Origin of the sequence: Microcoleus sp. CAWBG640 (genome assembly GCF_020883015.1) — a bacterium.
GTDB classification, from domain to species: Bacteria; Cyanobacteriota; Cyanobacteriia; order Cyanobacteriales; family Microcoleaceae; genus Microcoleus; species Microcoleus anatoxicus.
The window spans coordinates 1-25,496 of record NZ_JAHRFC010000032.1 but is presented as its reverse complement, the minus strand read 5'-3'; the positions used below and the strand labels follow the sequence as shown (position 1 = coordinate 25,496).

The following is a 25,496-nucleotide window of genomic DNA, read 5'->3' as shown; positions in this document are numbered from 1 at the left end:
CTTGACAAACAACCTTTCCCTCTCGACGTTACAGGGTTACATTAACGTTGTTAGCACATTGCCTGTTAAGCTTATTATATGTGCTAAACACTTGATACGTGCTAAATATTAGCTGCCCTAGTCAATATATTTGATCTGGGAAATGGCAAATAGGCAAGCAAGTTGCGCTTGACTGGTTTTACACCAAAAAGTTCCAAAATAAATTTTACTCAAATTGAGAGCGTCTCTGCAAATTTTAAAATATAATAGGATAATCAGCATTTTGAAAAGGAGATATCCATGGTTTTAACGATTAACAATCTACTCGGAGATCTGACAGGATTTCCTGTGTCCGCTGGGGGGGGACCGCGTTTTTTGGGATTTGCTACGGACGATGATATCAATGTAATAGAGGGAGATTTGTCTGCTTTTACGTGGGGAGTCTGGGGATTAGATGGGAACGATACGATTTTAGGCTCCTCCGATGGCAACGAACGACTATTAGGAAATAACGGCAATGATGTCATCGCCGGTGGTCCCGGAAATGACATTATTTACGGTGGCAAAAATAACGATAGACTTGATGGAAATGAGGGCAATGATGTCATTAGAGGTGATGCTGGTAACGATGTTTTGTTTGGGAGCCGTGGCAACGATCTACTGCGAGGTGGGCAAGGAGATGACGATTTAGAGGGCAATGAAGGTAATGATTTTCTCGTGGGCGATCGCGGTGTTGATGTCTTGACTGGTGGCCCTGGTAGTGATATATTTGTGATCAAAAGCAATGATGAACCATTTAGTGTTGCTCAAGCTGATGTGATTACTGATTTTAATTTTGACCAGGGCGATCGCCTTGGTCTCACCGATGGCTTAACTGAATTAAGTTTGCTGTTTACTGACGAGAATCTGATTGCTTATGACAATGACGGACTTGTCAACGATATGGTGATTCGTAACCGCAGTAATGGGCAGATTTTGGGAATCGTGTTGAATAATAACAACTTCGATCTAACTGGTTCATTTGAAACGGCAAGTCCGTTTGCTTTGGCGATTAATGGTTCAGATTTCCAGTTTTTGTAGTTAGTTTTAGGTGGATGTGAAACATGATTTTTCTTGCCTAAATACTGGCTCCTGGCTAGTAACTAACAGTTCATAGATGATGATATTTATGGGTAAGTAGTGAATCGGCTTGCAAAATTCTTCGTTCCCAAGCCAAGCTGAAGAACGAGGAATTTGCGATTTACAACAGCGAACACTTGCGTTTCAAAGCTTCTTCCAAGAGAGCATTGTACTGCTTTTCTTTGACAGTATAAGCCCCGAATCTTTCGAGGTGAGGATTGTTCATTTGAGCATCGAATAGTAGATAATATCGATCGCGCAATCTCTCTACCAATTTCACCATCGCTACCTTAGAACCTTCTGGAATTCGATAAAACATCGATTCGCCAATAAAAGCGCCGCCTATAGACAATCCGAGAATTCCCCCAGCCAATTCGTTACCATACCAAGTCTCGAAGCTGTAAGCCCAACCGGTCTGATACAAAGCCCAATATATCTGTTTGAGTTCTTGAGAAATCCAGGTAGTTTCGCGATCGGCACAACCCTCAACCACCGCTCCAAAATCGCGGTTTACAGCCACGGAAAACCGATTTTGATTGATTTGACGGCGGAGGGATTTAGGATAGGTAAAGCTTCCATCTAGGGGAATCAGCGCCCGCTGGCGGCTGGAATACCAGCCCAAACTATCTTCACCGTCATTTGCCATCAGGAAATAGCCTTGGGCATATCCTTGTATAATTGACTGTATATCATATTGCATAAATTTATCTGTTGTTTGTCACTTGACCGTTAACCGCCAACATTAGCAATTAGGAATTAGGAATAACTATGTCAGAATCGATCGCACCCATCACCTTACCACCAGCCAAAAACCCAGAACAGGAAGGTGAATGGCTCCAACAAACACTGCTCGCATGGCTGGACTCTGAGTTTATCCCAGAAGCTGCCAACCAGCAAATAGCCAAAAGAGCAGCCCAAATCTATGTCCGCCAACGCATGGAAGGCGAAAATGATGTGGGCAGTCTCGTAATTGCGATCGTCACCGAAATGCAAGCCTATGATTTTTCTAAAAGCTTCTACGGCGAATTTGCGATCGCCAATGCCGTCAGCGACTTATTACTAGAAAGTCTGGGCATCGATAAATGCTGCGGACAATGAAGCAAGAAAGAGGAAAATTTAACTCAGAATCAGGAAACAAGAATCTACCCAAAACACAATCTTGCCCATTAAATTGATTGTGAGTTTTTTCTTCCTTCTTCGTACCCCTTCGCGCAGTCGAAGAGTCGAAGGGCTTTCTTCCTTCTTCCTTCTTTCTTCTTCCTTCTTCCTTCTTCCTTCGTTCTTTGTACTACCAGCTAGACTTAACTACACCGGGCAAAAGACCTTCATGAGCCATTTCTCGCATCGTGTTCCGAGACAGCCCGAAGTCACGATAGTAACCTCTGGGACGACCAGTCGCCCAGCAGCGGTTACGCAAGCGAGTCCGGGAACTGCTGCGGGGTAGCTTTTGTAGTTCGCGGTGAATCGCCATTTTATCCATCTGATTCGCAGCTTGGTCGAACTGGTCTTTCAGGTCTGCGCGTTTGTCAGCGTACTTGTCTACGAGTCTTTGGCGTTTTTTCTCGCGCTCGACCATGCTCTTTTTAGCCATAATCTGTTGATATCCTTAGATAAATCACAATCTAGTATTATACTATGTTTTGGTCATTTTGGATGAATTTAAATAATTTAACCGCAGAGAACGCTCCAGAACGCAGAGGAAGAGAGAAGACCGATCGATAATTTTGACCCTATGAAACATTAGCAGAAGGACACAAATCAGCAAGTTGACACACATCACAACTTGGATTTCTGGCATTACAAACCGCCCGACCATGATACACCAACCGAATCGACCAATTTTCCCAATCTGGCTGCGGTAACAAGAGCATCAAATCTCGCTCAATCCTGGCAGGATCTGGATGTTTGGTCAAGCCTAAGCGCTGGCTTAATCGCTTGACATGAGTATCGACTGTCACGCCCATATGAATTCCAAAAGCGTGAGCGAGAACTACATTGGCCGTTTTGCGCGCAACTCCCGGCAATTCTAACAGCAATTCCATTGTCTGCGGGACTTGATTATTGAATTTATTGGCGATCGCCCAACAAGCACCTTTAATATTTTTAGCTTTGTTCCGATAGAAACCAGTCGATCGCACTAAATTCTCCAATTCTTCCAAATCGGCATTCCCCAAAGCAATTGCATCGGGAAAACGCTCAAATAAAGCTGGTGTCACCAGATTAACTCGCGCATCGGTGCATTGAGCAGAAAGAATAGTCGCCACCAGCAACTGTACGGGAGTTTCGTAATCGAGAGTGCAAGGAGCTTCTGGATAGAGGGATTTGAGGCGATTCAAAATTTCTAGCGATCGCTTTTTTAAACTTATTTTTTTAGTCATTAGTTATTTGTTATTGGTTATTTGTTATTGGTTATTCGATCCCAACAACCAATAACCAACAACTAAGAATTATTGTTTCATTAAAAATCTAAAATCTATCCCAGCCAAATTAGCTGTATCCCGAATAATCAAGAAAATCCCCAAACCCAGCAACAGCACCAAACCAGTCTGCATCACGTTTTCCTGAATACGGTTTGGCAAAGGTTTACCGCGCATTCCTTCGATTAACAGAAAAGCTAGCTGACCGCCATCCAAAGCAGGTAAAGGCAAGATATTAATCACAGCCAAATTGATGCTAATTAGCACAGCATACTGAAACAAACTCGCTGCATCCGATCGCGCAATTCCTGCGCCCACCGCCACAATCGCTACTGGCCCGGACAACTTTTCAGCAGTCTGACTGAAATTACTCAATAATTGCCCGAAACCTTGAAAAGTCAGCACCACAATCCGCTCAAATTCAGCCGAGGCTTTAGTTAAGGCCTCGACTATTCCGACTCGCTGCCGCACCACAGTACCATTGGAAGTTAGCTGCACCCCAATACGACCTTTACCGTCAGGGGTTAATTCGGGAGTTACTGTTACTACAAATTTCTGTTCTTGACGCTGAATTTCCAAGGCTAGGGGTTGGTTGGGATGATTTTGGATTTCCGCGACTAAAGATTTGATGGCTTCGCTGGAAGCCCCCAATTCCTTACCGTCTACAGATAGAACGATGTCTCCCGATTTAATGCCGGCTTTGGCGGCGGCTGAACTGACTTCTAGCGCCACTTCTGGGACTTTAACTCCTGGTTGGTAGTCCATGGATGCGAGGCCGACAGTCCCAAATTGCACTACTAACAGGAAGTAAGCAAAAATTAAGTTGGCAATTACCCCTGCACTAATGACGATCGCCCGATCGAGCACGGGCCGATTTTTGAGCAAATCCGGGTCATTTGGGGGGATAGTGCTTTCGGGGTCGTCGTCGGGAAAACCCACGAAACCTCCCAAGGGAAAGGCTCGGAGGGCGTATTCGGTTTCTGGGCCTTGGTATTTCCACAGGATGGGGCCGAAACCGATGGAAAAGCGGTTGACGTGGATGTGTTGCAGTCTCGCCGCCAGGAAGTGGCCGAGTTCGTGAACGACAATGAGGATACCTAAAACTGCGATCGCTGCCAAAACTGACATGAAGGATTCCAATTATGCTTTTATTTGACTTTGATTTATTTTAATATCTTTTTTAATATCGGTGGCATCGGATCGGCAATTTTCCATCACACTGGAAGATAGCATTTTAAGCTAAAGTCCCGTCGAGTGCGCCATCCGGCTGGTGTCGATTTTGGTCAAAAGTGCGATCGACCTACCAAACTAAAGATGAGTCACTACTCAGTTGCTGGTTTTTGCTATAATCACAAAGCAGCAATAACTAATAACTAATAACCCATAACTAATAATCCCTAACCATTTTATGAAAGAAACTTCTTTAAATATTATCGCTATTTCTATATTTGCCATCACTGTTTCAATCTTATTAGGACCCCTATTCAATTTGCCAGAGGCCGTACCGGCGATCGCCACTTTTTGTCTTTTGGGCCTCGCCACCTTAGACACTTTCCAGTGGCAAGGTCAAGGCGGGACAATTTTATTAGACTTGCTCGCGGGCACTTCCAAACAAAGGCGCGATCGCATCCTCCATCACGAAGCCGGACACTTCCTAGTCGCGCACCTATTAGGAATTCCCGTCACAGGCTACGCCCTCAACGCTTGGGAAGCATTTAAACAAGGCCAATCCGCCCAAGGAGGCGTTCGATTTGAAGACGAACAATTAGCCTTGCAACTGCAAAATGGCACACTTTCCGCCCAACTTTTAGACCGATACTGCGCCGTTTGGATGGCGGGAATAGTCGCTGAAAATTTTGTCTATGGCAATGCTGAAGGCGGAGCAGAAGACCGCACTAAAATCAATGCAATTTTCACACAACTCCGGCGTCCAAGTTCCGAAATTCAACTCAAGCAAAACTGGGGTGCTCTCCAAGCCAAAAATCTCATCGAAAGCCATAAATTAGCCTACGAATCTCTAGTTGCAGCCATGGAAAAAAGAGCCACTATAGATGAATGTTATAGAATTATACAGGAAAATTTGTAATCTTTGGCCCGCACCGTTAAACTCTACGTCACAAAAAAAGCAACCTTTACAGGCTGCTTAGAGAAAAAAACCGTTGTTCAGTCACAGGAGAAAACTTTCAATCGAATTCAAATTACCGCTGCTGGAGTTACCGCCTATTTTCACCGTCATTGAGATCTACCGTTGAGTGACTTTGGATTCCGAACAAAACTGTCAATCCCGATCAGAATGCTGCTGAAAATTCGTTGACGATTTTGACTTTGCCTTTTCTGACAGCCCGTAGCAAGCGGTTGACACAGCCTCTCTCTTCCTCATTCAGAGACTCGTCAAAGGTGGCCGCCATCAAACCGTAGCGATCGGCTAGAGTCAAAACACCTGTGTCGCTTACAGAAGCGAGGATTTCAGAGATAGCGCCGGGGAGGAGTTGTACGGGATTCATGGCAGTACGGTTGAATTCGATATATACATCATCTCCGTATTTTCCGAAAACAGCGGTGACATTGATAAGGATAGGAAGGTGATTATTTTGGGTGCTGGCAAGTGATCCAAATAGAGTTTCTTTGTGACTTGAGTCACACTCTCACCGATAGTGGCGGGCAATTCCACCCAACCCTCACCTTTGGGTAGGACTTGGGAATGACTGGGTTTGTAAAATAATGGTTAATCCCTCAAACAGTTCAACTTTTACCCCCGGTACTCAAAATGCTTGAATTTCTCAATCCCATATTAGGGCGCAAACCCGATCGCATGAAAGCCAACGTGGAAATCTACACATGGCAAACCTGTCCCTATTGTATCCGCGCCAAATCCTTGCTGTGGTGGAAAGGCGTAAATTACACCGAATACAAGATTGACGGCGACGAAGCAGCTAGAAATGCCATGGCTCAACGCGCCAACGGACGCCGCAGCGTGCCCCAAATTTTCATTAATAACCAACACGTCGGCGGCTGCGATGAAATTCACAAACTTGATGCCGAAGGAAACTTAGAGCCGCTGCTAGTTCAACCAGCAGTTTAAATACAGTCCCTATCAGGTTCATAGTCAGGACTTTAATCATTAAATTACCCAACAAAGGCATGATTTTTTGACTACGAACCTGGGGCAAATTTACTGAGATTATCTTGCCGCCATTTAGCATCTGTGCGTCTATTTGTTGCCAATTCTAAGACCCGAATCCCCCTATTTGGCAAAAAACTTAATTTTGCTTGGAACAGTTCCCAATCGTCAATTATCTCGTGTTCCACACCATAGGTTGCACACAACTTAGCAAAGTTTATATCTTGCGGGGTGGCAAAAAACTCTTCAAAGGGTGGATCGAATTTAGCAACGGGCAACATTTCAAAAATCCCACCGCCGTTGTTATTAATTAAAATAATTGTCAAATGACCGACCAATTTATTTTTAATTAAAAAACCGTTTGTATCGTGCAAAAGTGCTAAGTCTCCTGTTAACATTATACAGCTTTGATTGCGGTGTGAAATTCCTAAAGCTGTTGATAGTGTGCCGTCTATGCCATTAGCACCGCGATTGAAAAAAGGTTGGATTTTTAAGTTATTTGGTTGCCAGAAAAACTCTACATCTCTGACTGGCATACTGTTGGCAATAAATATCGGTGTGCCTGCTGGTAATATTTGGGAAAGCAGCCAGGAAACTTTGGGTTCAATTATGTTTTGAATTGCTGATATTTTTTGGTCTATTGCTTGTCTGACTTTGGTTTCGGTGTTGTGCCAAAGTTGGAGGTATTCGTTTGATTCAGAGGTGAGAACCCCCCCTAACCCCCCCTTGGTAAGGGGGGGGACTTGAGTTGATTGGGTATTGGTAAGGGGGGGGACTTGAGTTGATTGGGTATTGGTAAGGGGGGGGACTTGAGGGGAGACAACAGTTGCGAGATTTTCTGGGGAGATTCGCAGGTGGATGGTTCTGCCGTGTAGGGGATCGAAGTTGTGGTGGCTGGGGTCGATTATATAGCGTTTGGGTTGCGTTTTATCTAACCAGTTTCGCAGTTCTTTACTTGTGGGTAAGTCTCCGATTTGAATGGCTATTTCTGGGGTTAATTTATCTGCTAGTTCGCCGTTTCTCAGGATTAAATCATAGGTGGAAATGAGATGGGGGTTGAGTTGAGCGTAGTTTCTGAGTGGGGATAGTCCTTCTGCTAAAACAGGCCAGTTTAAGGATTGGGAAATTTGAGCGATCGCCCTACAATACTGTTCGGGAAATTGAGGCTGTGCAACGCCCGCAATAATTATCCCTCTGCTGCACTTTTGCCATTGTTTTATAGCACTTCCTACTCCCCCTTTTAACAAGGGGTGGCTGGGTTCTATGGCACTTCCTCTTCCTACTCCCCCCCTTAGCAAGGGGGGGTTGGGGGGGGTAGAAATTTCTCCTGCAACAATCGGTTCTAATCCTGCAAAGAAATCCTCCATATCAAATTGTGTTTCTAAAGCTTCTACAGCTATATCTGAAACGGGTACAAGGGGGTCACGAAAGGGGATGTTGAGGTGAACGGGGCCTGGAGTGGGAAATTGTGTCCGCTCCCAAGCATAGGCGATCGTCTGTCGCAAATAGCCTAACATTTCTAGGGACGTGGCAGGCATGGCTAATTCCGCTTGCCAGTTGGGATAGTTGCCGTAGATTTTCACTTGGTCGATCGCCTGTCCAGCATGGCAATCCCGCAGTTCTGGAGGTCGATCTGCTGTGAATATTAGCAGTGGAATTCGACTTTCTCTGGCTTCTATGATAGCAGGATAAAAGTTGGCGGCGGCGGTTCCAGATGTGCAAATGAGTGCGACGGGTAAACCGGATTTTTTGGCAATTCCTAATGCAAAAAAGCTGGCTGAACGTTCGTCGAGTACGGGAATACTTTCTATATTGTGATTTTGGGCAAAGGCGATTGTTAATGGTGCCGATCGCGAACCTGGACAAATAACAGCCGTAGTTAATCCCAGGCGCTGTAATGTTTCTGCTAATATTGAAGACCAGAGAGTGTTTGTATTGCGAAAATCTATTGGCATTGCTAAATCTGAGTAGCTCAACTCTGTATTGTGCTAAGATATTATACCCAAATAATTATCAAAATACATTTTTACTTACTCTAACTAAATAAACAATTAACTAAACCAAAGCATTTAAAAGTGGTTGTAATTTGAGCTGAATTTCTGCTAGTTCCTTTTCCGGTTCCGAACCGGCCACAATACCGGCACCAGCGTAGAGTATAGCCCGATCGCCATCGATTAATGCCGATCGAATGCCGACGGCGAATTCCCCATTACCACGGGCATCTATCCAGCCGATGGGTGCTGCGTACAAAGAGCGATCGCAGGTTTCGCAGCGACGAATTTGTTCTAGGGCTATATCTCTCGGTACGCCCGCTACCGCTGGGGTTGGATGCAGTTGGGCTAAAATATTTAATAAATGAATATCAGGCGGAATTTGAGCCGCGATCGGTGTCCACAAATGCTGAATGTTTGATAGCTGTAGCAGTCTTGGTACTGGGGAATAATTGGGAGTTATGCCAAGTTGCGACAGGCGATCGACTATAAAATCAATCACAACTCGATGTTCTCTAATATCTTTTTCACTGTGCAATAAACCTTTGGCTAAATTCCCATCTTCTGCCTCTGTTTTCCCCCTGGGCGCTGAACCAGCTAAAGCATCTGTTGATAACTGATTATTGTGAATGCTAATTAAGCGTTCTGGACTGGCTCCAATAAAATTTTGACCTTGACCGTTACTGGTTAAAAATACATAGCAGCCAGGATAACTGAGCCGTAAATTGTTTAAGGAATCGATCGCACTAAAACTGGTTTCAGAAATCACATTGATGGCTTGGGATAAAACAATTTTACTAAAATATTTAGACTCGATCAATTCTAACGCAGATTTAACTGATGTTTTAAATTGATTGGCATCATTCACTGGTATTTGTTTGAAAGCTATCGAATTATGGATATAATTAGTTAATTTACGGTAGGGCAGAGATGCAATTTTTTCAAAAGTTTGCCAAATGTTTTCCGCTATTTTTTTTACATTTATCTCTTTTTCTACCAGGGCATTGGCGACGATAATACAGCTATCTTGTTGTCGAGAAATCTGCCATTTTGGTAAAAATATGGTAGCGGGTGGAAAGTAAGAACTAGAGGCAAGGTTCTCATCAAAAAAAGCAAAACTGCAAAAAAAGTGAGGCCCGCTTAAGGGCAAGCGTTCCGTACCAATCGTAATTGTACTGGCAAGTGTTGAACGAATAAAGTTTTGCGCCGCAGCAAATCGATCGCTTCCTGCTACTGTGAGATGGATTGCCGAATCAATGGCGGCAATCGCAAAACTTTTGTCGGGAATGGGGTCTCTTTTTTCAAAGTAAAATTGCCGCTGACAAGGTTCGGAAATCTCTTGCAGTACAGCTAGCGGATCGAGAGGGTAAATCTCCTGAGAAATACTAACTATTTTGGTTTGATATTTGTCAGTTAAAGACTGCTGACAATCTAACAGCAACTGATGCAGTTGATTGCGGTCTTGCAAAAGATTAGCGCGGTGCGGTATTACTGTCATGAAATCGAGAATAGCAGATTTGTCAGCAAGAGTGCGGGTTTGTCCCGCCATAACCCCTATTTCGATCTAAGCACGGGAGGGCGATCGCCAAACATGACCTTTCTAGTTTCCCTCCCGGTTTCGACTCCCTAGGGCAAAAAAACAGACTCTGGGGCGATCTATCGAAACATTTAGACACAAAACTTTATAGATCGATCGCCTAACAGTCGCCAAAAGTCGATCGCCCCACAGAGGTTTACAGACGGGATACTTCCACTGTTTGAGTACCTCCACAGCCTCTGAATCGATGCCTGCACGCACTCAACCTGATACAGATTACACCTACTTAACCAATAAAATTGTAAAATTACTAAGCTGCTATCAATTGAATCAAGTTTGTATAATGACAACAAAGTTAATTGAACGTCCCAATAGTAAACTGTGGCTAGCCGCAATCAAGCCACCCATGTACAGCGTAGCCGTGATTCCTATTTCGGTAGGAACAGCCATTGCTTTTGCGGAAACTAAAACGATTAATTCGTCAATCTTTTCGACTTTTTTAATATCAGCCATCTTAATTATAGCATGGCTGAATCTCACCAATGATGTGTTTGACTCAGAAACCGGCATCGATAAAAACAAAGCACATTCCTTGGTTAATTTAACCGGAAATAAAGCTTTAATTTTCTGGTTGGCTAATCTGTTTTTAGCTTTGGGAGTGTCGGGAATATGTGCCATAAGCTGGTGGCAACAGGACTTAACAGTCATTGAGCTGGTAGTTGTGTGTTGCGCTCTGGGCTACACTTATCAAGGGCCTCCTTTTCGTTTGGGCTATCAGGGTTTAGGAGAATTTATCTGCTTTTTTACCTTCGGTCCCCTAGCTTTAGCTGCTGCTTATTACAGTCAAACTCAAAGTTGGTCAGCTACTAATTTTGGCGCTTCAGTAATCGTGGGAATTACTACGAGTATTATCTTATTTTGTTCTCACTTTCATCAAGTTGCGGATGATTTGGCGGCAGGCAAAAAATCCCCGATTGTTCGACTCGGTACAGAAAAAGGTGCCCTGTTGTTGCAGTGGTTTTGCGGGAGCATTTATGCTTTGACTGTGCTGTTTGTGGTGTTGCAAATTTTCCCAATTTGGACGCTGTTGATTTTTGGGAGTTTGTCATTGGCGATCGACCTTTGCCGCCATGTCACAGACAATCACGATCGGCCAACAAAAGTCAGCAACTGCAAGTTTATTGCTGTCACCCTGCATTTTGTCAGCGGTTTACTGCTGGCGTTGGGGTTTGTTTTGTAAATCGGGCGATCGCCAATTGAAGTAAAATAGAATATGTTTCGTAGTCAAGGTTTTAGTCATTTTTGCCAAATTTTAGTCAATCATGACTAAAGTCCTGACTACCAACAGAATTACTTCTATTAATCACAAATGAAACACCTTAAAAAATATAATGTTAACTATTCCTTAACGGGAAAATCCACACAGCCAATAATTTTATTACTCCACGGATTTACTGGTGATTTGCAAGATTTTACCCCCATCATTGCCTTACTTTCTCCAAGTTATTACTGTCTAGCAGTTGACCTTCCAGGTCACGGAAAAACCAGCATCAGGGGCGAAGAAACTTGCTATAATATGTCAAATACAGCGCTAGCATTAATACACCTATTAGATGATTTACAAATACACAAATGTTTGTTATTAGGCTATTCAATGGGCGGGCGATTGGCGCTTTATATGACCTTACATTTTCCTGACAGATTCGAGAAAGTAGTGCTGGAGTCAGCTTCGCCGGGATTGAAGACCCAAAAAGAGCGATCGCACCGCCTAGAATCCGATTTGCAGATAGCACAAAAACTGGAAAATAGCAACCTTCAAGAATTTTTATACTACTGGTACGATCGCCCTTTGTTCCAATCATTAAAAAAATCTCCTAATTTCGAGCGACTCATCGAAACCCGTTTAGCAAATAACCCCATAGAATTAGCCAAATCCCTCCGCAACATGGGAACCGGCAAGCAGCCCTCTCTCTGGGAAAAACTAGCACAAAATCAAATTCCTCTCCTGTTGCTAGCGGGAGAATACGATGATAAATTTCAAAGGATTAATGCAGAAATTGCCAGTTTATGTCCCGCAGCCCATAACAAAATTGTATCCAAAGCTGGTCACAACATCCATTTTGAAAATATCGATGAATTTGTCGGCGCTGTGAGACAATTTTATGATTGACAAAACTTACGCTAAATCTCTGTTTAATTCTGAGTGACGCGCGCAATCTCAGTGCTAATTATTCCCTATTCAGTAAATGTTATATCAATTTCAATTTCAGACTTATCATCGAAAATTTAAGCGTCCATTACAAACAAGTCACGGTGTTTGGGATATTCGAGCGGGAATTATCCTGAAACTTACGGACGAAAAAGGTCAAATTGGTTGGGGAGAAATTGCCCCTTTGAGCTGGTTTGGTTCCGAAACTTTTGACCAAGCTTTAGATTTTTGCACATCGTTACCAACTAATATTTCAAAAGAAACTATTTTCGCTATTTCCAGTGAATTGCCTGCTTGTCAATTTGGCTTTGAGTCAGCACTATCTAACTCGTGTTCAGGCTCTGCATCCATTCTACACGAGGCAGAAAATAGTCGGTACAGTGGTTTATTGCCCGCGGGAAAAACAGCTTTATCAGCTTTACAAACGCTTTGGCAACAGGGATTTAGGACGTTTAAATGGAAAATTGGTGTTGCTGCGATGGACGAAGAATTACAGGTTTTTCAGCAGCTAATCGAGGCAATGGATGATTTGGGCGATCGCGATCCAGTATTTTTACGATTAGATGCCAACGGTGGACTCAATTACTCCCAAGCTGAAACCTGGCTAAACACTGGCGACAATCTGTTAAAAAATCCAGACTTATCCGTAACAATTGAATTTTTAGAACAGCCATTACCTGTATCACAATTTGATAAAATGCTAGCATTGAGTGCTGTTTACAAAACTCCGATCGCCCTAGACGAATCAGTCGCCAATCTCGATCGCATCCAAGAATGCTACGAGGGAGGCTGGAGGGGAATTTTCGTCATCAAACCTGCGATTGCTGGTTCCCCATCCCAACTGCGGAAGTTTTGTGAAATCCACCCTATAGACGCTGTTTTTTCATCCGTATTTGAAACCCAGATAGGCAGACAAGCAGCATTGAATTTAGCAAGACAATTATCTCTTAATTCTAGAGCATTAGGCTTCGGCACCGATGACTGGTTCGACGACAAAAATCATTCAATCTTAGATTTTGGATTTGACATTACCACTGATAACTCAAAAAGTTCGTGAAAGCATCTATGGCAACAAATGTAACAGTAAATATTCTAAATATCGCATCCAGATTGCCTGATAATTGGCTGATTGGTGGTGAGAGTCGCCAAATTGGTCAAATAGTCGATCGCCTATTTCCACAACTAACCCACAATCAACCACAGCCCACACCAAAAACAATTTTCCTAGCCGAATCAGAACCAGTACAATTTATTGCCAGTTTCATAGCTGCTTGTGCCACCAAATCCCACATTTTTCTGTGCAATCCCAACTGGGGAAAATCAGAATGGCAACAAGTTTTTGATTTAGTCAAACCCGACTTAATTTTGGGATACATTCCACTTTGCGAAAGCAGATTTTCTTCATGTAGTAACCAATTCCATTCGCCGGATATCCATTCCTCCGAAACTGACAAATTACCATTAATTATGATTCCCACCGGCGGTTCATCAGGAAAAATCCGTTTTGCCATCCACACTTGGGAAACACTAACCGCATCAGTTCAAGGTTTCCAACAATATTTTCAACTCGATCGAATTAACTCATTCTGCGTTTTGCCCTTATATCACGTCAGCGGTTTAATGCAATTCATGCGTTGCTTTAGTACGGGAGGAAAACTGGCAATCCAGGTATTTAAAAGACTAGAATCAGGAGAAAAATGCCATATCAAACCCGAAGAATTTTTCATTTCCCTAGTTCCAACTCAACTGCAACGCCTGTTGCAAAACTCAGAGACAGCTAATTGGCTTCGACGATTTCCTACCGTACTTTTGGGCGGTGCTCCCCCTTGGCCAGAACTTTTGGCAGCCGCTAGAAAATATGAGATTAAATTAGCCCTTACCTATGGCATGACAGAAACTGCTTCGCAAATTGCCACACTCAAACCCGAAGATTTCCTAGCTGGAAATAACAGTTCTGGTCATATTTTACCCCACGCTCAAGTAACAATTCGTAGTGTTAAAGGCGAGATTTTGGACTATAATCAAGTCGGAAATATTGCAGTAAATGCTAAGTCTTTAGCCTTGGGTTATTATCCCCCAAAATTGGGTGATAGCGACTACTTTCAAGTAGATGATTTAGGTTTTTTGGATCGTAATAACTACTTAAACATTGTCGGACGCAACAGTGATAAGATTATTACAGGCGGAGAAAACGTATTTCCTGCCGAAGTAGAAGCCGCCATTAGGACGACTAATTTAGTTGCCGATGTGGCAGTCATTGGTGTGCTAGACAAACATTGGGGTCAAGTAGTAACGGCGATTTACGTTCCCACAAATACCACAGTTACTGTCACAGCTTTGCAAAGTGCAATAGAAGGTAAATTGAGCAAGTTTAAGCGCCCTAAATATTGGGTTTTGGCGGCACAATTACCGCGAAATTCCCAAGGGAAAATCAATCGCGAATTATTACAAGAAATGGCGATTGTGTCATATAAAATCCGTTAGCATCGGAATTATTAAACTCTCTATTATCTTCCTTCGCGTCCTTTGCGCCTTCGCGGTTAAATCATTCCGCTACAACCGGAATTGATATCATCTCCTGTTAGTCGGTAATAAAAAATGGTTTGTAGTGACGATTAAAGTCCTCAAAATTTGAACGCGACTAAAGTCATGACTACAAACCTATTGAATTCCCAATTACTACAAACTTAATAGCTGTCGCTTCCTTTCCAATTCTTGATTTTGAGCATCCACAAACTTCAACATTCGGTAAAGCACCTCTATTTGTGGCAACTTAATTCCTCTTTGCTCCGCTAATCGTATGGGATTCCCAAAAATCGATTCAACTTCGAGGGGGCGCAATTCATCGTAATCGATTTTCATGCTGGTGCGGTAAGGTTTCATTTTGTGAGTGTAGTCGAGCATATGTGGAATAAAATTATCGGGAATAATGCGATCGTAACTTTTCGCCCCCGCTACTACTTCCCTCATGATTTCTTCAATTAAAATCAGAGTATCGGGATTAGCCATCAGTTCGTCTGTTCTGGCATTCAATACTACAGACAGTCCATTATAAGGAATATTCCAAACCAGTTTTTTCCACCTCGACAAAAGTAAATCTTCGCTCACTTTAATCGGAACTTTGGCGTGTTTAAAATCGTTCGCTATCAGATTCAATCTATTAGTTATTTTTGGGGGATTATAGTCTTCGGAATATTCCCCCAGGGTGATAGTCCCGTAATCGAGATGGCAGATGTGACCGGGCCCAATTTTATAAGAACACAAAAAACACAGCCCGCCAATCACTCGTTCTGCACCGACTATTTTAGCTACTTCTGGTTCGATATCCAGTCCATTTTGCAATACTAAAACCACGCCATTATCTTTTAATAAACCAGGTAAAATCTTGGGCAATAAGTGATTTTGAGTGGTTTTTAGGGCTACAATTACCACATCGCATTTAGGCATTTTGTGCGCGTCGTGGTAGGCGCGGACTTGGGAGAGGGTGAAGTCACCTTCGGGAGACTCGACAATCAAACCGTGTTTTTTGACGCGATCGTAATCGCTGCGTAGCAAAAAATTAACTTCAAAACCGGCTTTTTGCAATTTAGCACCATAGAATCCGCCTAAAGCTCCGGTGCCGACGATGGCATAATTGCGATTGCGATTTGGCATATTAATCATCAATAAATAAACAGTACAAACAATCTAAAATCTAAAATTGGCTGAGCCACTGCATCAATTGTTCCGATAGCTGTCTTCTAGTTCGGTTAACTGAATCAATGCAGACGTGCTTAGTAACAGCCTTAGCTGCGGATTTCCCTGTAATTTCTCCCAAAAAAACTTGATAAGCAATTTCAAATTCATCGCCTGCAAGCTGTTTTGGTGTCAATTGAATAGTTAGGCGATCGCCCGCAAACATCGGGCGGTAAAAATCTACATTAGCATGAATTATCGGAATGGCTAGCTCGGCATTACTAAAAAATGCTTTGAGATTGATTCCCGATGCGGCCAGAGATTCTTCGTAAGCTTCATGGCACATCGCCAAGACGTTAGTAAAGTATACAACTCCAGCAGCATCGGTATCCTGAAAGCGGACAGTGCGGCTATAAGTAAAAGACATTTGCAGTAGGTTTGAGTTTTGAGGTTTGAGTTTTGAGTTAAAAATCTGGTATTTATTTAATTCAAAACTCATTAATTTTGTCCTGAGATTGATTTTTTAACCTTTGTTTTTAATCAACATCACGTCGATAATTTTGAGGGCAATTTCTTCGGAAATTTCCAAGGCAATGTACAGATCGTTCAAAAGCTGTTCTTCTTCTTCGGAAACTTCACCATCTGCTAAAGCAATATCAGTTGTCACCGCAAAAACAGTTTCTTTGAGTTCGTCGGGAAGTGTGGCTAAAGCCGCATTAAATAATACCTGAACTCCTTGTCTTTGCAGCAGCATCAGTAGTCGATCGAGCATTTTTTTCATGACATCATTCGGATAGCTTCTAAACAGTTGCATCCGAGATAAAGTGATGCTTAAGACTTGACTTTCGTTGTCATTAATGTAACCATCGGCTGCTACGGCAATTAGGGCGATCGCTGCAAATGCTTCGGCCGGCCCCAAAGTGACTTCACTATGTTGGCGAGTCTGCGCTATTTTATCAAATAAACCCATGGTAATTTCCTCATTCTTTAATGTTTGAATTGTACTACTTTTGTGAAAGAGCTAACTCTGCCTTCAGAAAATCTACAAACTGTCGCGCTGTTCGGCCCGATCGCCCATTACGGCGAGTTGCCCACTCTTTAGCCCGGTGTTCCAAATCTTCAGGTGCTAGTTGGATACCAGCCAGGAGTGCCAGATGTCGGACAATGGTTAAATAAGTGTTTTGATCGGCCGGTTCAAAAGTTAAAGTCAAGCCAAAGCGATCGCTAAATGAAAGTTTTTCCTGCACCGTATCCCAAGCATGAATTTCATCACCATCGCGGGGGCGGGGCCTATCGTCAAAAAACTCTCGAATTAAATGCCGCCTATTAGATGTGGCGTAAACAACTACATTTTGAGCTTTGGCGGTGACATTCCCCTCTAAAACCACTTTCAAGGCTTTAAAAGCATCATCATCTTCCTCAAAGGAAAGGTCATCTACAAAAATAATAAACTTTTGAGGAACACCTCGCAACTGTTCCATAATTAGCGGCAAATCTTGCAAATTGGATTTAGATACTTCAATCAAGCGCAAATTGCGATCGCCAAACTCATTCAACAGCGACTTCACCAAAGAAGACTTACCAGAACCACGACTACCGTATAGCAAAACGTGCAAAGCCGGATAACCAGCCAGCAAAAATTCCGTATTTTTGACCAAAGCATCTCGCTGCCAATCGCAGCAAACCAACTCTTTCAACTTGATGCGATCGGGATGATAAATACTCGCCAACTGACCATTTCGCCACTGAAAAGCGCGATATTCAGCAAATAAACCAGTACCAAACTTTCGGTAATATTCTGCCAAAGATTCCGCAGCACTAGACCAATTTTCCAGTTTTCCAGACAGAGGCAAATCATCACTTTCTTTGATAGTTTCTGAATGCCAAACCGGAGGTACAGCTTCCAGTTGTCCAGCGACTCGTACCCACTTACTCAACTGCTCCCCACTGCATTGATAAAGATTTTGTAACACTTGTAAATCATGTCGTGCAGCTTCTACTAAGGCGGGAGACAAACTGGCAAAATCTGTTTTCTGAGATTGGCGAGAAAAGGGGTTTTCGTCTTTGAGGATTTGGGAAATCAGGAAATCTTTCCAGCTCACATTTTGAGCAGCCTGAACTTTAAACCAGTTCCCATAGGCTGTCAGACAGTCAAAACCGCTGACTTCGCTGTGGTGCAGGGTTTGCAGCAAATCCAGAAAAGCTTGACCAGCAGGGCTTTTGAAGACAGATTGATATAGCAACAGGGATGCTGCTTGACGTTGGAAGTAGCGAATTTGGGCGATCGCACCAGAAGTTAGGGCCGACATAATTGCTGTTGTATAACGAAGTGAAATATCCCAGTGGGGTTTAATAAATTTTCTAACAATTCGTGACACTAATTGCAGGCAGCGCTGTATAAATTTAGATGCACTTGTGAAATCAGAAGGATAAAAAATGAATTTAGGTATAGCAGCAGCCCTGGGCTATGGGACTTTAACCCTGATTGGTGGCATCATGGGCTACGTCAAGGCAAAAAGCCAAGCCTCCTTAATTTCAGGTCTCGTTAGCGGTTCGCTGCTAATTTTAGCTGGTATCGCCCAGCTCATGGGACAAAGTTGGGGTTTGATATTAGCAGCAGCCATTTCTGCTGTTTTAGTAGTTGTGTTTATTCTGCGGTTAGTAAAAACTCGCAAATTCATGCCAGCAGGAATGTTAATTTTAGCCAGCTTAGCCTCTTTCGGAGCGATCGCCTACGAAATCAGCGGTCAATATCAATAGTCAGTGGACTGTTGACTGTTGTTGAGGGTTAGTTGTTATTTGTTATTTGTTTTGTTGGTTTTGAGTCTTGTAGAGTCTTGTTCCCAGGATATTCCTGGGAATACATACCTGGAGGCTCTGCCTCCAATAACCAATAACCAATAACAAATAACAAATAACCAATAACAAATAACCAATAACAAAAAAACAATAACCTATAACAAATAACCAATAACAAACAATAAATAACAAACAATAAATAACAAATAACCAATAACCAATAACCAATAACAAATAACTATTGACCAATAACTGATTCAATATGCTGCTGAACTTGCCGCAGTTGTTGGGACTGCAATTCCATCCAATCTTTTTCCGCCTCTCGCTGTTCCGGTGTTTCTTTCTGGTATCTCACCTGCTTATCTAAAAAATCATTGTAGAACCTCATCATTTTTTCAATAGTTTGAATTGCTAAATTAATCCGGTCTTCAAATATTAAAATAATCAAATTATCTATAATCGCTCCAATCACCTTACAACATTCTTCAAAATCGACCAAACTAATTCCCATATTGCTTTTATGCACCAGAGTTTCCACAGGAGTTTTGACCGTTTCTTTGAAAGTCTTCATATCAGAGATTGGCAAATATTTCATGGGTTCGGTAAACTTAGAGACAATTTCTCCGCCTATAGACTGTAATTGCTCTCTAAATTTAGATTGACTTTGGCTATCGAAGCATTCAATACAAAATTCAAGTTTTTCTATGTCTAGACCTTGTAATTCTTTAAAAATTGTATTAAGTTCATTTTCCACAATCAAAACTACCCGCTCGGCATGGGAATTCACTTCACTTCGTAACTCTTTATGTAAATTATTTTTCTCATAAAAACCGATATTATCTCTTTGAAACTTTTGCTGAGGTTCATCCCACAAAAACCACTGATTTTGTAACTTAGCAGCCTTTTCTTTCCAGAGTTGGCGCACTTTAACAACAGCTTCATATTTGCCATGTTTTCCTAAATTACGAATTCTCGCATCGCATCCGCTGAGTTTGCCAATTTGCTCCCAAATATCCACGGAAGATGCTTGAGCAATTCTCGGCTTGCTATGCCAGATATCCTCAGCATCAGATACATCTTTAAAACACACCTGAAGTAAAGCCTGGAGTCTGAGGGCAGATTGCTTGATTTCTTGAATGCAAGGTTGCACATCTACGCTGAGGCTAGTAGCTGACTTTTTCATTTCTAGGGATTTGTATTCGTCTGCGAGCAATCGATCGCTAAACTGGGTAATAGCCTGGAATACCTTGAGATATTCATTCATTTCGTTTTATTCCTCTCTCTCCCTAAATAGCATACAATACACAATATCTGCCTTTTTGAATGCAAACTGAGCCACAACATGAATTATGTATTCACCCCTACAACTCAGGCTCTACTCAATACTGGCAACCTGGTGCAGCCTGCTACCCAAACAGGAAAATTGCTGCCGGCTGCTAGAGATCCAGTGACTGGGGAGTTTGTGGAGATTGCCAAAATATTTTATCAATCAACGAGTGAAATTCCAGAAACTCGCGGAGTTTTAGGATTGCTAGCACACTTGGCAGGAGGTAGCCCCCTAGAGCCACTGGTAGCCCCTGTGCATCTGACAATGGCACCCTTGCAGATTGCTCAAACTCATGTGGGATTTCAAAAAATATACAGAGTGCTTAATTCCCTAAAAATTAATTTGGCTGTGATGCAAGCCACTACTGCTGTTATTGGTGTCGGGAATGTATCCCCCACCATTTTGTCAGCAGTAAATCTCGAACAAATATTACAATTAAAAGAAGAAGCAAAGCAGCAAAGGCTAAAAATTAAAGATGGTTTTATCGATCTCAGGCATATCCTCAAAGACAAAGGAGTAGAGGTAATTCAGCACATGTATAAGGTGGCTCATGACTCAAAATTTGAGGTACACCGCCTGCAACTGGTTAATGGTTATGATGTTTTTTCTAAAGGGATTAAACGCTGCCAGTCTGCCCTGACTGTAGGGGATGTGAAACTGCGGAATTCGGAAATTAATAGCGGGCGCGAAGAGTTGTTTGAGGCTTTAAAAATTTATGAAAATTCCTGTTTTTTGGAGGGGTTGTGTTCCGCGGGACAAATGAGGAAAATGGAATGCGTTTGGGCGATAGAACAGGCGATCGCCGTTACGTTTCAGTTGCAGCGGGCCTATGATATGGTTAGCGATCGCCTCCAGGAACTCCAATCAAAAATCCATCAACATTGTTTAACTGTGGTTAAAGAATGCCAATCGGAACTAGAACTAGATTTTTTATTTCCCGAAGTTATCAGAATTCTCGGTCACGATTTAAATGCGCTGGAATTTTGGCATCTGGAGGCTGATTGGATGCAAACTTTGTCCCCAAAAGATCAGCACCAATTAGCGAGTTTAGATCAACTAAGTGTAGATCATTTAAAAAGCACTATCCAGACTCCCTTCACCATAGTAGCCCCGGAATTTTCACTCTATGAAAATTTAAAGCCAAAGTCTCACTTTCTCTCCTTGCGAGACCAGCTAGCGATCGCCCTGAAGCCGGAACTCCGCCGAGGACAGGAATTTTATATCACCCAACAGGCGATCGCCACTGGATATCCAGCTTTAGCCCCCTCCAATTGGCAAGAAATATCAGATTTAACTGTAGCTAATCTCTACTATTATTTTAAGTTCCGAGAAGACTCAATGGACATTTATCCAAATCACGAGGAATTAGAGCAGTTGTCAGTTGTCAATTGTGGACTAAATTTAAAATCGAAAATCTAAAATCTCCCATCTCAAATCTAAAAGTCTCCCAGACAATGATTATCTCAGCCACAACTTAATAGTATTATCTTTAGAACCACTAGCAATAGTTTTGCCATCGGGACTAAAAGCCACCACATAAACCTCATCGGAATGTCCGGTCAAAGTATTCAGCAATTCACCAGTAGCCAAGTCCCAAATTTTAATAGTTTTATCCTTACTACCGCTAGCAATAAATTTCCCGTCAGGACTGATAGCAATCGATACAATATCATCAGAATGTCCCTTAAGAGAACGAATCAACTCCCCGGTTTCCAGATTCCAAACTTTAATACTTTCATCATAAGAACCACTAACTAATGTTTTGCCATCGGGACTAATAGCCACGGTTCTCACCTGGTCTGCATGACCATCAAGAGTCTTGAGCAACCTCCCAGTTACCACATCAACAATTGTAATTTTATTATCCTTAGAAGCACTTACCAAACTTTTGCCATCGGGACTAAAAGCCACAGAATAAACAAAATCTGTATGGTCTGGCAAAGTATTAATTAGTCTGCCATCTACAGCATCCCAAATCTTGGTTGTCTTATCTCCACTGCCGCTAGCAATTAGTTTACCATCGCGACTAATCGCCACGGACCAAACAGAAGCATTATGGTCAAGACTGCGAATCAATTGCCCTGTTTTCAAATCCCACAGCATCACTCTCCAAAAACCCGTACCAGTTACCAATCGCGAGCCATTTGAGTCAAAAGCAACGGACCAAACGGTGGATGAATCACCCTGAAAAGTACGGAGCGACTTACCTGTAGCTAAATCCCAAATTTGGATAGTTTTATCCTTGGAACCGCTGGCTAATATCAAGCCATCTGGACTAAAAGCCACTGCTCCAACTGCATCGGAATGTTGAGCAAAATTTTTGACTTTCGGGTGTTGCCAGCGGAGGCCTGCTTGGCATTGTTCCTGTAATTTTTGAGCTGATAAATAGCTAGTGGAAGTGTTAGCAATTTTTGGTATTTCGCCGATGCAGTCTTGATAATTGCTTTCTTGATAAAGAGCATTAATTTGATTAACTTGTTGCGAGTCTCTCGCCAGTCGCTGCTGCCATTCTTGCCATTTCAAATAGCCATAAATTCCGCCGATCGCCGCTAAAATAGCCGCCATTGCAGCTCCCGCAAGTAAAGGATTGAATTTGGGATTTTTCGGCGGGGCAGTTGGTGCGGTATTCTTGACGGTCAAGTCAGTTTTACCGTTTAAATTCAGCGGTGAGTAGGTTTCTTGACTGGGCGGCAAGTTGAGTGGAGAAATAGTTTCCCCAGGGGACTGATTGGACTTGCCGTGTCCTGCTAAGACTGTAGAAATTGCCTTATATAATTTCGAGAATAAAGATTTAGGGACGACTAATTCTTCTATGTTGGCGGCATCTTCATCCGTAAGTCCTAAAACTTGCTGCAATCGTTTTAATTCGTCGCGAGTTGTCGCCGAAAACGGATATTCTTGCTGCATTGCTTCTTGCAGTGCTTGTTCGTAGCGTTCCCCTTTTTCCCTGTATTTGCGGTAAGGATTTAATACCTCGTCTTCGATGGTTTCTGCTTCTTCTGGTAGCAATTCCAAGCTGACACGCAGTTCATCTAATATTCTGCGGCCGACAACTGTAATGTCGCCGCGACTGCTAGTGCGTCGATCGACTTCTTCGCGATATATGGTGAGTTTCGGAATGCGCGATCGCGAGCGATCGCCTATTTTTCTCAAATCGGCTAAAGCTTCCGACGCCGACTGATATCGTTCCCGAAAATCGTAGCGCACCATATTATCTAAAACATCAGCTAGCCCTTGGGAACAGTTTGCTAAATGCCGCCAAATTATTTCACCTTTATTAGAATTTTTCAAATCTCGCAGTTTCGGCAAATCGTAAGCCGGCACGCCAGTAATCGCTTGGATTCCCATCATTCCCAAAGCATAGATATCGCTATTGAGTTGGGGGTTATATTGAAATTGTTCGATCGGCATATATTCCAGAGTCCCGATCCGCACAGTCACCGGCGCTTGTCTTTGGGCTATATGTATTTCTTTCACCGACCCAAAATCGATCAAAACTAATTTATTGTCGGCATAGCGGCGAATTAAATTGGCAGGTTTGATATCTCGGTGAATTACTCCATGTCCATGTACAAATACCAAAATTTCTAACATTTCTTTCAGCAAAGAAATCATTTTTTCTTCTGTTAGTGGCTTGCCGGGGACAATCTCTGTGGATAAGGAGTGACCAGCAATAAATGATTCTACTAAGAAAAACTCTTCATTTTCTTCAAAATAAGCAAATAATTGAGGAATTTGGTCATGTAAACCGAGCTTTTCTAGAACTTCTGCTTCTTTTTGGAAAAGACGGCGCGTAGCATTAATTAATTTCGGTTCGCTGCTACCTGGACGCAGGTGCTTGACAAAACACTGAGGTTCACCTGGACGGCGAATATCTTTAGCCAGATAGGTTAGTCCAAATTCTCCTGTTTCTATGACTTCAATGATTTGATAGCGTCCATCTAAAAGTTGGCTCACCATGATAATAACGCAGCCTTTTTTTGGTTGATTTTCGCCAGAAACAGTTTTACTGTTGGGTCGGTTGTAGTCGAGTCTCCATTCCATCCTCTCCCCCTTCCCAAGGGGAGTAGGGGGGTGATGCAACCATCCTCTGATCGGGGGTTCAAGGAGCTAATCCTTCTTGCTTCTTCCTGACTCGGTTCCTGTCCTTAGACTACGGGAGCGGATCAACGCAGTCGTTGGATCTTCTTGCTTCAACATCCGCCATACTTTATTTTTTTAACATCTGCAAAGCTTGGTATCCCAAAAAGAAGAAACCCAAAGCACCCACTATCGCTATCCCGTCTGCTAATATATCGACGGTAAGAAATTCACCCATTGCAGTATCCTCTGACAACTGATATATATCCTCGGTTTTTCCCTCGCTAACCGGGTGTTTGGTTTGACCCATGAAGCCCCGTTGAGCGAAAGATGCTCACAAATTATAGCAAGAGCGATCGCCAAAATAACTTTCCGGGCGATCGACTAGCTTTTTGCTGTAATGTTTTTTAGTATTTAACCAAGTCAACTGCGTGACCGCGACGAAATTTTGAGGTAACATCACTTTGATATTGCTAACCCTGCTGATTTTTTCCCTAATTGTCAGTACAGCCTACACTAAGAATTTACGCCGATCGGTCGAAAATGCACCTCGAACGGGTAAAAGTCCGGCTCAGCAGTCAGCACCCTCTACTGCTCAGTTCCCTAAATTTTCTGTAATCGTACCAGCATACAACGAAGCCGAGAATATTCGGGATTGCGCGATCGCGATTTTGGAGAGTACACGGCTGTCTGTGGACAACCTAGAAGTTTTGATTGTAGACGATCGCTCCACAGATGACACACTGGCGATCGCCCAAACTCTCCAACAGCAACTTAATGACCCCCGCCTCAAAATACTAGCAGGTCAGTCCCGACCGGCCAACCAATATTGGGCGGGCAAAAACTGGGCCTGCGCCCAAGCTGTCGAGGTAGCAACGGGAGATTTCTTATTATTTATCGATGCTGATGTCCGACTCAAACCCCAGGCGATCGAAACCGCCCTGGAAACCGTCGAAACCGAAAAAATTGACCTACTAACCTGTATGCCCGCCCTGGTTTGTGAGTGTTTCGCCGAATGGTTAGTCCAGCCCTTAATGTTCAATCACCTAGCAGTTTGCTTCGACTTTACCGCCGTCAACGATCCGACAGTAGACAGTGCTTTTGCCGCTGGGCCATTCATGCTATTTAGGCGATCGGCCTACGAAAAAATCGGCGGTCACGAAGCAGTTGCTGGCGAAATTGTCGAAGATGTGGAATTATCCAGACGCATCAAACGTGCGGGTTTAAAGCTAGGACTTTATG

The 25,496-nt window shown here is 42.9% G+C and carries 26 protein-coding genes; 11 read left to right on the top strand and 15 right to left on the bottom strand.

Translation table 11 applies throughout. The features are described 5' to 3' along the window. The first annotated feature begins 279 nt into the window (after positions 1 to 279). Positions 280 to 1,059, top strand: a complete 780-nt coding sequence (locus AAFP11_RS16955; RefSeq protein WP_341738127.1) for a calcium-binding protein — start codon at positions 280 to 282, stop codon at positions 1,057 to 1,059. Positions 1,060 to 1,219: 160 nt separating this feature from the next. On the opposite strand, the gene aat is transcribed toward AAFP11_RS16955, so the two are convergent. Then, positions 1,220 to 1,798 (bottom strand): leucyl/phenylalanyl-tRNA--protein transferase, encoded by a 579-nt coding sequence (gene aat, locus AAFP11_RS16950; RefSeq protein ID WP_341738126.1) that lies wholly within the window; start codon positions 1,796 to 1,798, stop codon positions 1,220 to 1,222. Between the two features lie 68 nt (positions 1,799 to 1,866). Between aat and AAFP11_RS16945 the strand changes: the two genes are divergently transcribed. After that, entirely contained in the window at positions 1,867 to 2,196 is a 330-nt protein-coding gene (locus AAFP11_RS16945; protein ID WP_340518710.1) for a hypothetical protein, read from the top strand. A 190-nt stretch (positions 2,197 to 2,386) separates the two neighbouring features. Here the strand turns inward: AAFP11_RS16945 and rpsN are convergent, their stop codons facing one another. From rpsN to rseP, 3 genes are all read right to left on the bottom strand, one after another. Further along, positions 2,387 to 2,689: a 30S ribosomal protein S14 gene (gene rpsN / locus AAFP11_RS16940; RefSeq protein WP_341738125.1), complete on the bottom strand. Its 303-nt coding sequence runs from the start codon at positions 2,687 to 2,689 to the stop codon at positions 2,387 to 2,389. Positions 2,690 to 2,828: 139 nt separating this feature from the next. Then, entirely contained in the window at positions 2,829 to 3,476 is a 648-nt protein-coding gene (nth, locus tag AAFP11_RS16935; RefSeq protein WP_341738124.1) for an endonuclease III, read from the bottom strand. A gap of 69 nt (positions 3,477 to 3,545) precedes the next feature. After that, the gene (gene rseP / locus AAFP11_RS16930; protein WP_341738123.1) at positions 3,546 to 4,643 is read right to left on the bottom strand and encodes an RIP metalloprotease RseP; all 1,098 of its coding nucleotides are present in this window, start codon (positions 4,641 to 4,643) and stop codon (positions 3,546 to 3,548) included. A 280-nt stretch (positions 4,644 to 4,923) separates the two neighbouring features. On the opposite strand from rseP, the gene AAFP11_RS16925 reads away from it, so the two are divergent. Then, positions 4,924 to 5,601 (top strand): ATP-dependent Zn protease, encoded by a 678-nt coding sequence (locus AAFP11_RS16925; RefSeq protein WP_341738122.1) that lies wholly within the window; start codon positions 4,924 to 4,926, stop codon positions 5,599 to 5,601. 202 nt (positions 5,602 to 5,803) lie between these two features. Here the strand turns inward: AAFP11_RS16925 and AAFP11_RS16920 are convergent, their stop codons facing one another. Then, entirely contained in the window at positions 5,804 to 6,019 is a 216-nt protein-coding gene (locus AAFP11_RS16920; RefSeq protein ID WP_341732576.1) for a hypothetical protein, read from the bottom strand. 263 nt (positions 6,020 to 6,282) lie between these two features. Here AAFP11_RS16920 and grxC point away from each other — a divergent pair, with 263 nt between their 5' ends. Beyond that, positions 6,283 to 6,597, top strand: coding sequence for a glutaredoxin 3 (gene grxC / locus AAFP11_RS16915; RefSeq protein ID WP_341738121.1), 315 nt, complete (start codon positions 6,283 to 6,285; stop codon positions 6,595 to 6,597). 71 nt (positions 6,598 to 6,668) lie between these two features. Here the strand turns inward: grxC and menD are convergent, their stop codons facing one another. Then, positions 6,669 to 8,591, bottom strand: a complete 1,923-nt coding sequence (gene menD / locus AAFP11_RS16910) for a 2-succinyl-5-enolpyruvyl-6-hydroxy-3-cyclohexene-1-carboxylic-acid synthase (protein ID WP_341738120.1) — start codon at positions 8,589 to 8,591, stop codon at positions 6,669 to 6,671. Positions 8,592 to 8,691: 100 nt separating this feature from the next. Beyond that, on the bottom strand, positions 8,692 to 10,125 hold the full coding sequence (locus AAFP11_RS16905) for an isochorismate synthase (protein ID WP_341738159.1): 1,434 nt from the start codon (positions 10,123 to 10,125) through the stop codon (positions 8,692 to 8,694). A gap of 382 nt (positions 10,126 to 10,507) precedes the next feature. Between AAFP11_RS16905 and menA the strand changes: the two genes are divergently transcribed. From menA to AAFP11_RS16885, 4 genes are all read left to right on the top strand, one after another. Continuing rightward, positions 10,508 to 11,404 (top strand): 2-carboxy-1,4-naphthoquinone phytyltransferase, encoded by an 897-nt coding sequence (gene menA, locus AAFP11_RS16900; RefSeq protein WP_341738119.1) that lies wholly within the window; start codon positions 10,508 to 10,510, stop codon positions 11,402 to 11,404. A gap of 129 nt (positions 11,405 to 11,533) precedes the next feature. Then, positions 11,534 to 12,334 carry a 2-succinyl-6-hydroxy-2,4-cyclohexadiene-1-carboxylate synthase gene (menH, locus tag AAFP11_RS16895; RefSeq protein ID WP_341738118.1) on the top strand — a complete coding sequence of 267 codons (801 nt, stop codon included), beginning with the start codon at positions 11,534 to 11,536 and terminating at the stop codon, positions 12,332 to 12,334. 76 nt (positions 12,335 to 12,410) lie between these two features. Beyond that, positions 12,411 to 13,430: an o-succinylbenzoate synthase gene (locus AAFP11_RS16890; protein ID WP_341738117.1), complete on the top strand. Its 1,020-nt coding sequence runs from the start codon at positions 12,411 to 12,413 to the stop codon at positions 13,428 to 13,430. Positions 13,431 to 13,438: 8 nt separating this feature from the next. Further along, on the top strand, positions 13,439 to 14,857 hold the full coding sequence (locus AAFP11_RS16885; RefSeq protein ID WP_341738116.1) for a 2-succinylbenzoate--CoA ligase: 1,419 nt from the start codon (positions 13,439 to 13,441) through the stop codon (positions 14,855 to 14,857). A 195-nt stretch (positions 14,858 to 15,052) separates the two neighbouring features. On the opposite strand, the gene AAFP11_RS16880 is transcribed toward AAFP11_RS16885, so the two are convergent. The 4 genes from AAFP11_RS16880 to AAFP11_RS16865 are packed head-to-tail and all read right to left on the bottom strand — an operon-like array spanning position 15,053 to position 18,357. After that, positions 15,053 to 16,027 carry a putative 2-dehydropantoate 2-reductase gene (locus AAFP11_RS16880; protein ID WP_341738115.1) on the bottom strand — a complete coding sequence of 325 codons (975 nt, stop codon included), beginning with the start codon at positions 16,025 to 16,027 and terminating at the stop codon, positions 15,053 to 15,055. 40 nt (positions 16,028 to 16,067) lie between these two features. Continuing rightward, entirely contained in the window at positions 16,068 to 16,547 is a 480-nt protein-coding gene (locus AAFP11_RS16875) for a thioesterase family protein (protein ID WP_341738114.1), read from the bottom strand. A 24-nt stretch (positions 16,548 to 16,571) separates the two neighbouring features. Further along, complete coding sequence (locus AAFP11_RS16870; protein ID WP_341738113.1) at positions 16,572 to 17,018, bottom strand: tellurite resistance TerB family protein; 447 nt, start codon at positions 17,016 to 17,018, stop codon at positions 16,572 to 16,574. Positions 17,019 to 17,052: 34 nt separating this feature from the next. Continuing rightward, positions 17,053 to 18,357 carry an ATP-binding protein gene (locus AAFP11_RS16865; RefSeq protein ID WP_341738112.1) on the bottom strand — a complete coding sequence of 435 codons (1,305 nt, stop codon included), beginning with the start codon at positions 18,355 to 18,357 and terminating at the stop codon, positions 17,053 to 17,055. A 127-nt stretch (positions 18,358 to 18,484) separates the two neighbouring features. Here AAFP11_RS16865 and AAFP11_RS16860 point away from each other — a divergent pair, with 127 nt between their 5' ends. Next, positions 18,485 to 18,808 carry a TMEM14 family protein gene (locus AAFP11_RS16860; RefSeq protein ID WP_340518725.1) on the top strand — a complete coding sequence of 108 codons (324 nt, stop codon included), beginning with the start codon at positions 18,485 to 18,487 and terminating at the stop codon, positions 18,806 to 18,808. A 277-nt stretch (positions 18,809 to 19,085) separates the two neighbouring features. Here AAFP11_RS16860 and AAFP11_RS16855 read toward each other — a convergent pair whose 3' ends face one another. Next, entirely contained in the window at positions 19,086 to 20,111 is a 1,026-nt protein-coding gene (locus AAFP11_RS16855; RefSeq protein ID WP_341738111.1) for a hypothetical protein, read from the bottom strand. A 78-nt stretch (positions 20,112 to 20,189) separates the two neighbouring features. Here AAFP11_RS16855 and AAFP11_RS16850 point away from each other — a divergent pair, with 78 nt between their 5' ends. Then, positions 20,190 to 21,593 carry a hypothetical protein gene (locus AAFP11_RS16850; protein ID WP_341738110.1) on the top strand — a complete coding sequence of 468 codons (1,404 nt, stop codon included), beginning with the start codon at positions 20,190 to 20,192 and terminating at the stop codon, positions 21,591 to 21,593. A gap of 39 nt (positions 21,594 to 21,632) precedes the next feature. Here the strand turns inward: AAFP11_RS16850 and AAFP11_RS16845 are convergent, their stop codons facing one another. From AAFP11_RS16845 to AAFP11_RS16835, 3 genes are all read right to left on the bottom strand, one after another. After that, the gene (locus AAFP11_RS16845; protein ID WP_341738158.1) at positions 21,633 to 24,134 is read right to left on the bottom strand and encodes a serine/threonine-protein kinase; all 2,502 of its coding nucleotides are present in this window, start codon (positions 24,132 to 24,134) and stop codon (positions 21,633 to 21,635) included. Positions 24,135 to 24,384: 250 nt separating this feature from the next. Further along, positions 24,385 to 24,564 (bottom strand): hypothetical protein, encoded by a 180-nt coding sequence (locus AAFP11_RS16840; protein ID WP_341738109.1) that lies wholly within the window; start codon positions 24,562 to 24,564, stop codon positions 24,385 to 24,387. 24 nt (positions 24,565 to 24,588) lie between these two features. Then, complete coding sequence (locus AAFP11_RS16835) at positions 24,589 to 24,714, bottom strand: hypothetical protein (protein WP_340518730.1); 126 nt, start codon at positions 24,712 to 24,714, stop codon at positions 24,589 to 24,591. Positions 24,715 to 24,718: 4 nt separating this feature from the next. Between AAFP11_RS16835 and AAFP11_RS16830 the strand changes: the two genes are divergently transcribed. Continuing rightward, positions 24,719 to 25,496: glycosyltransferase family 2 protein (locus AAFP11_RS16830; protein ID WP_341738108.1), on the top strand; the 778-nt coding region annotated here is incomplete at its 3' end.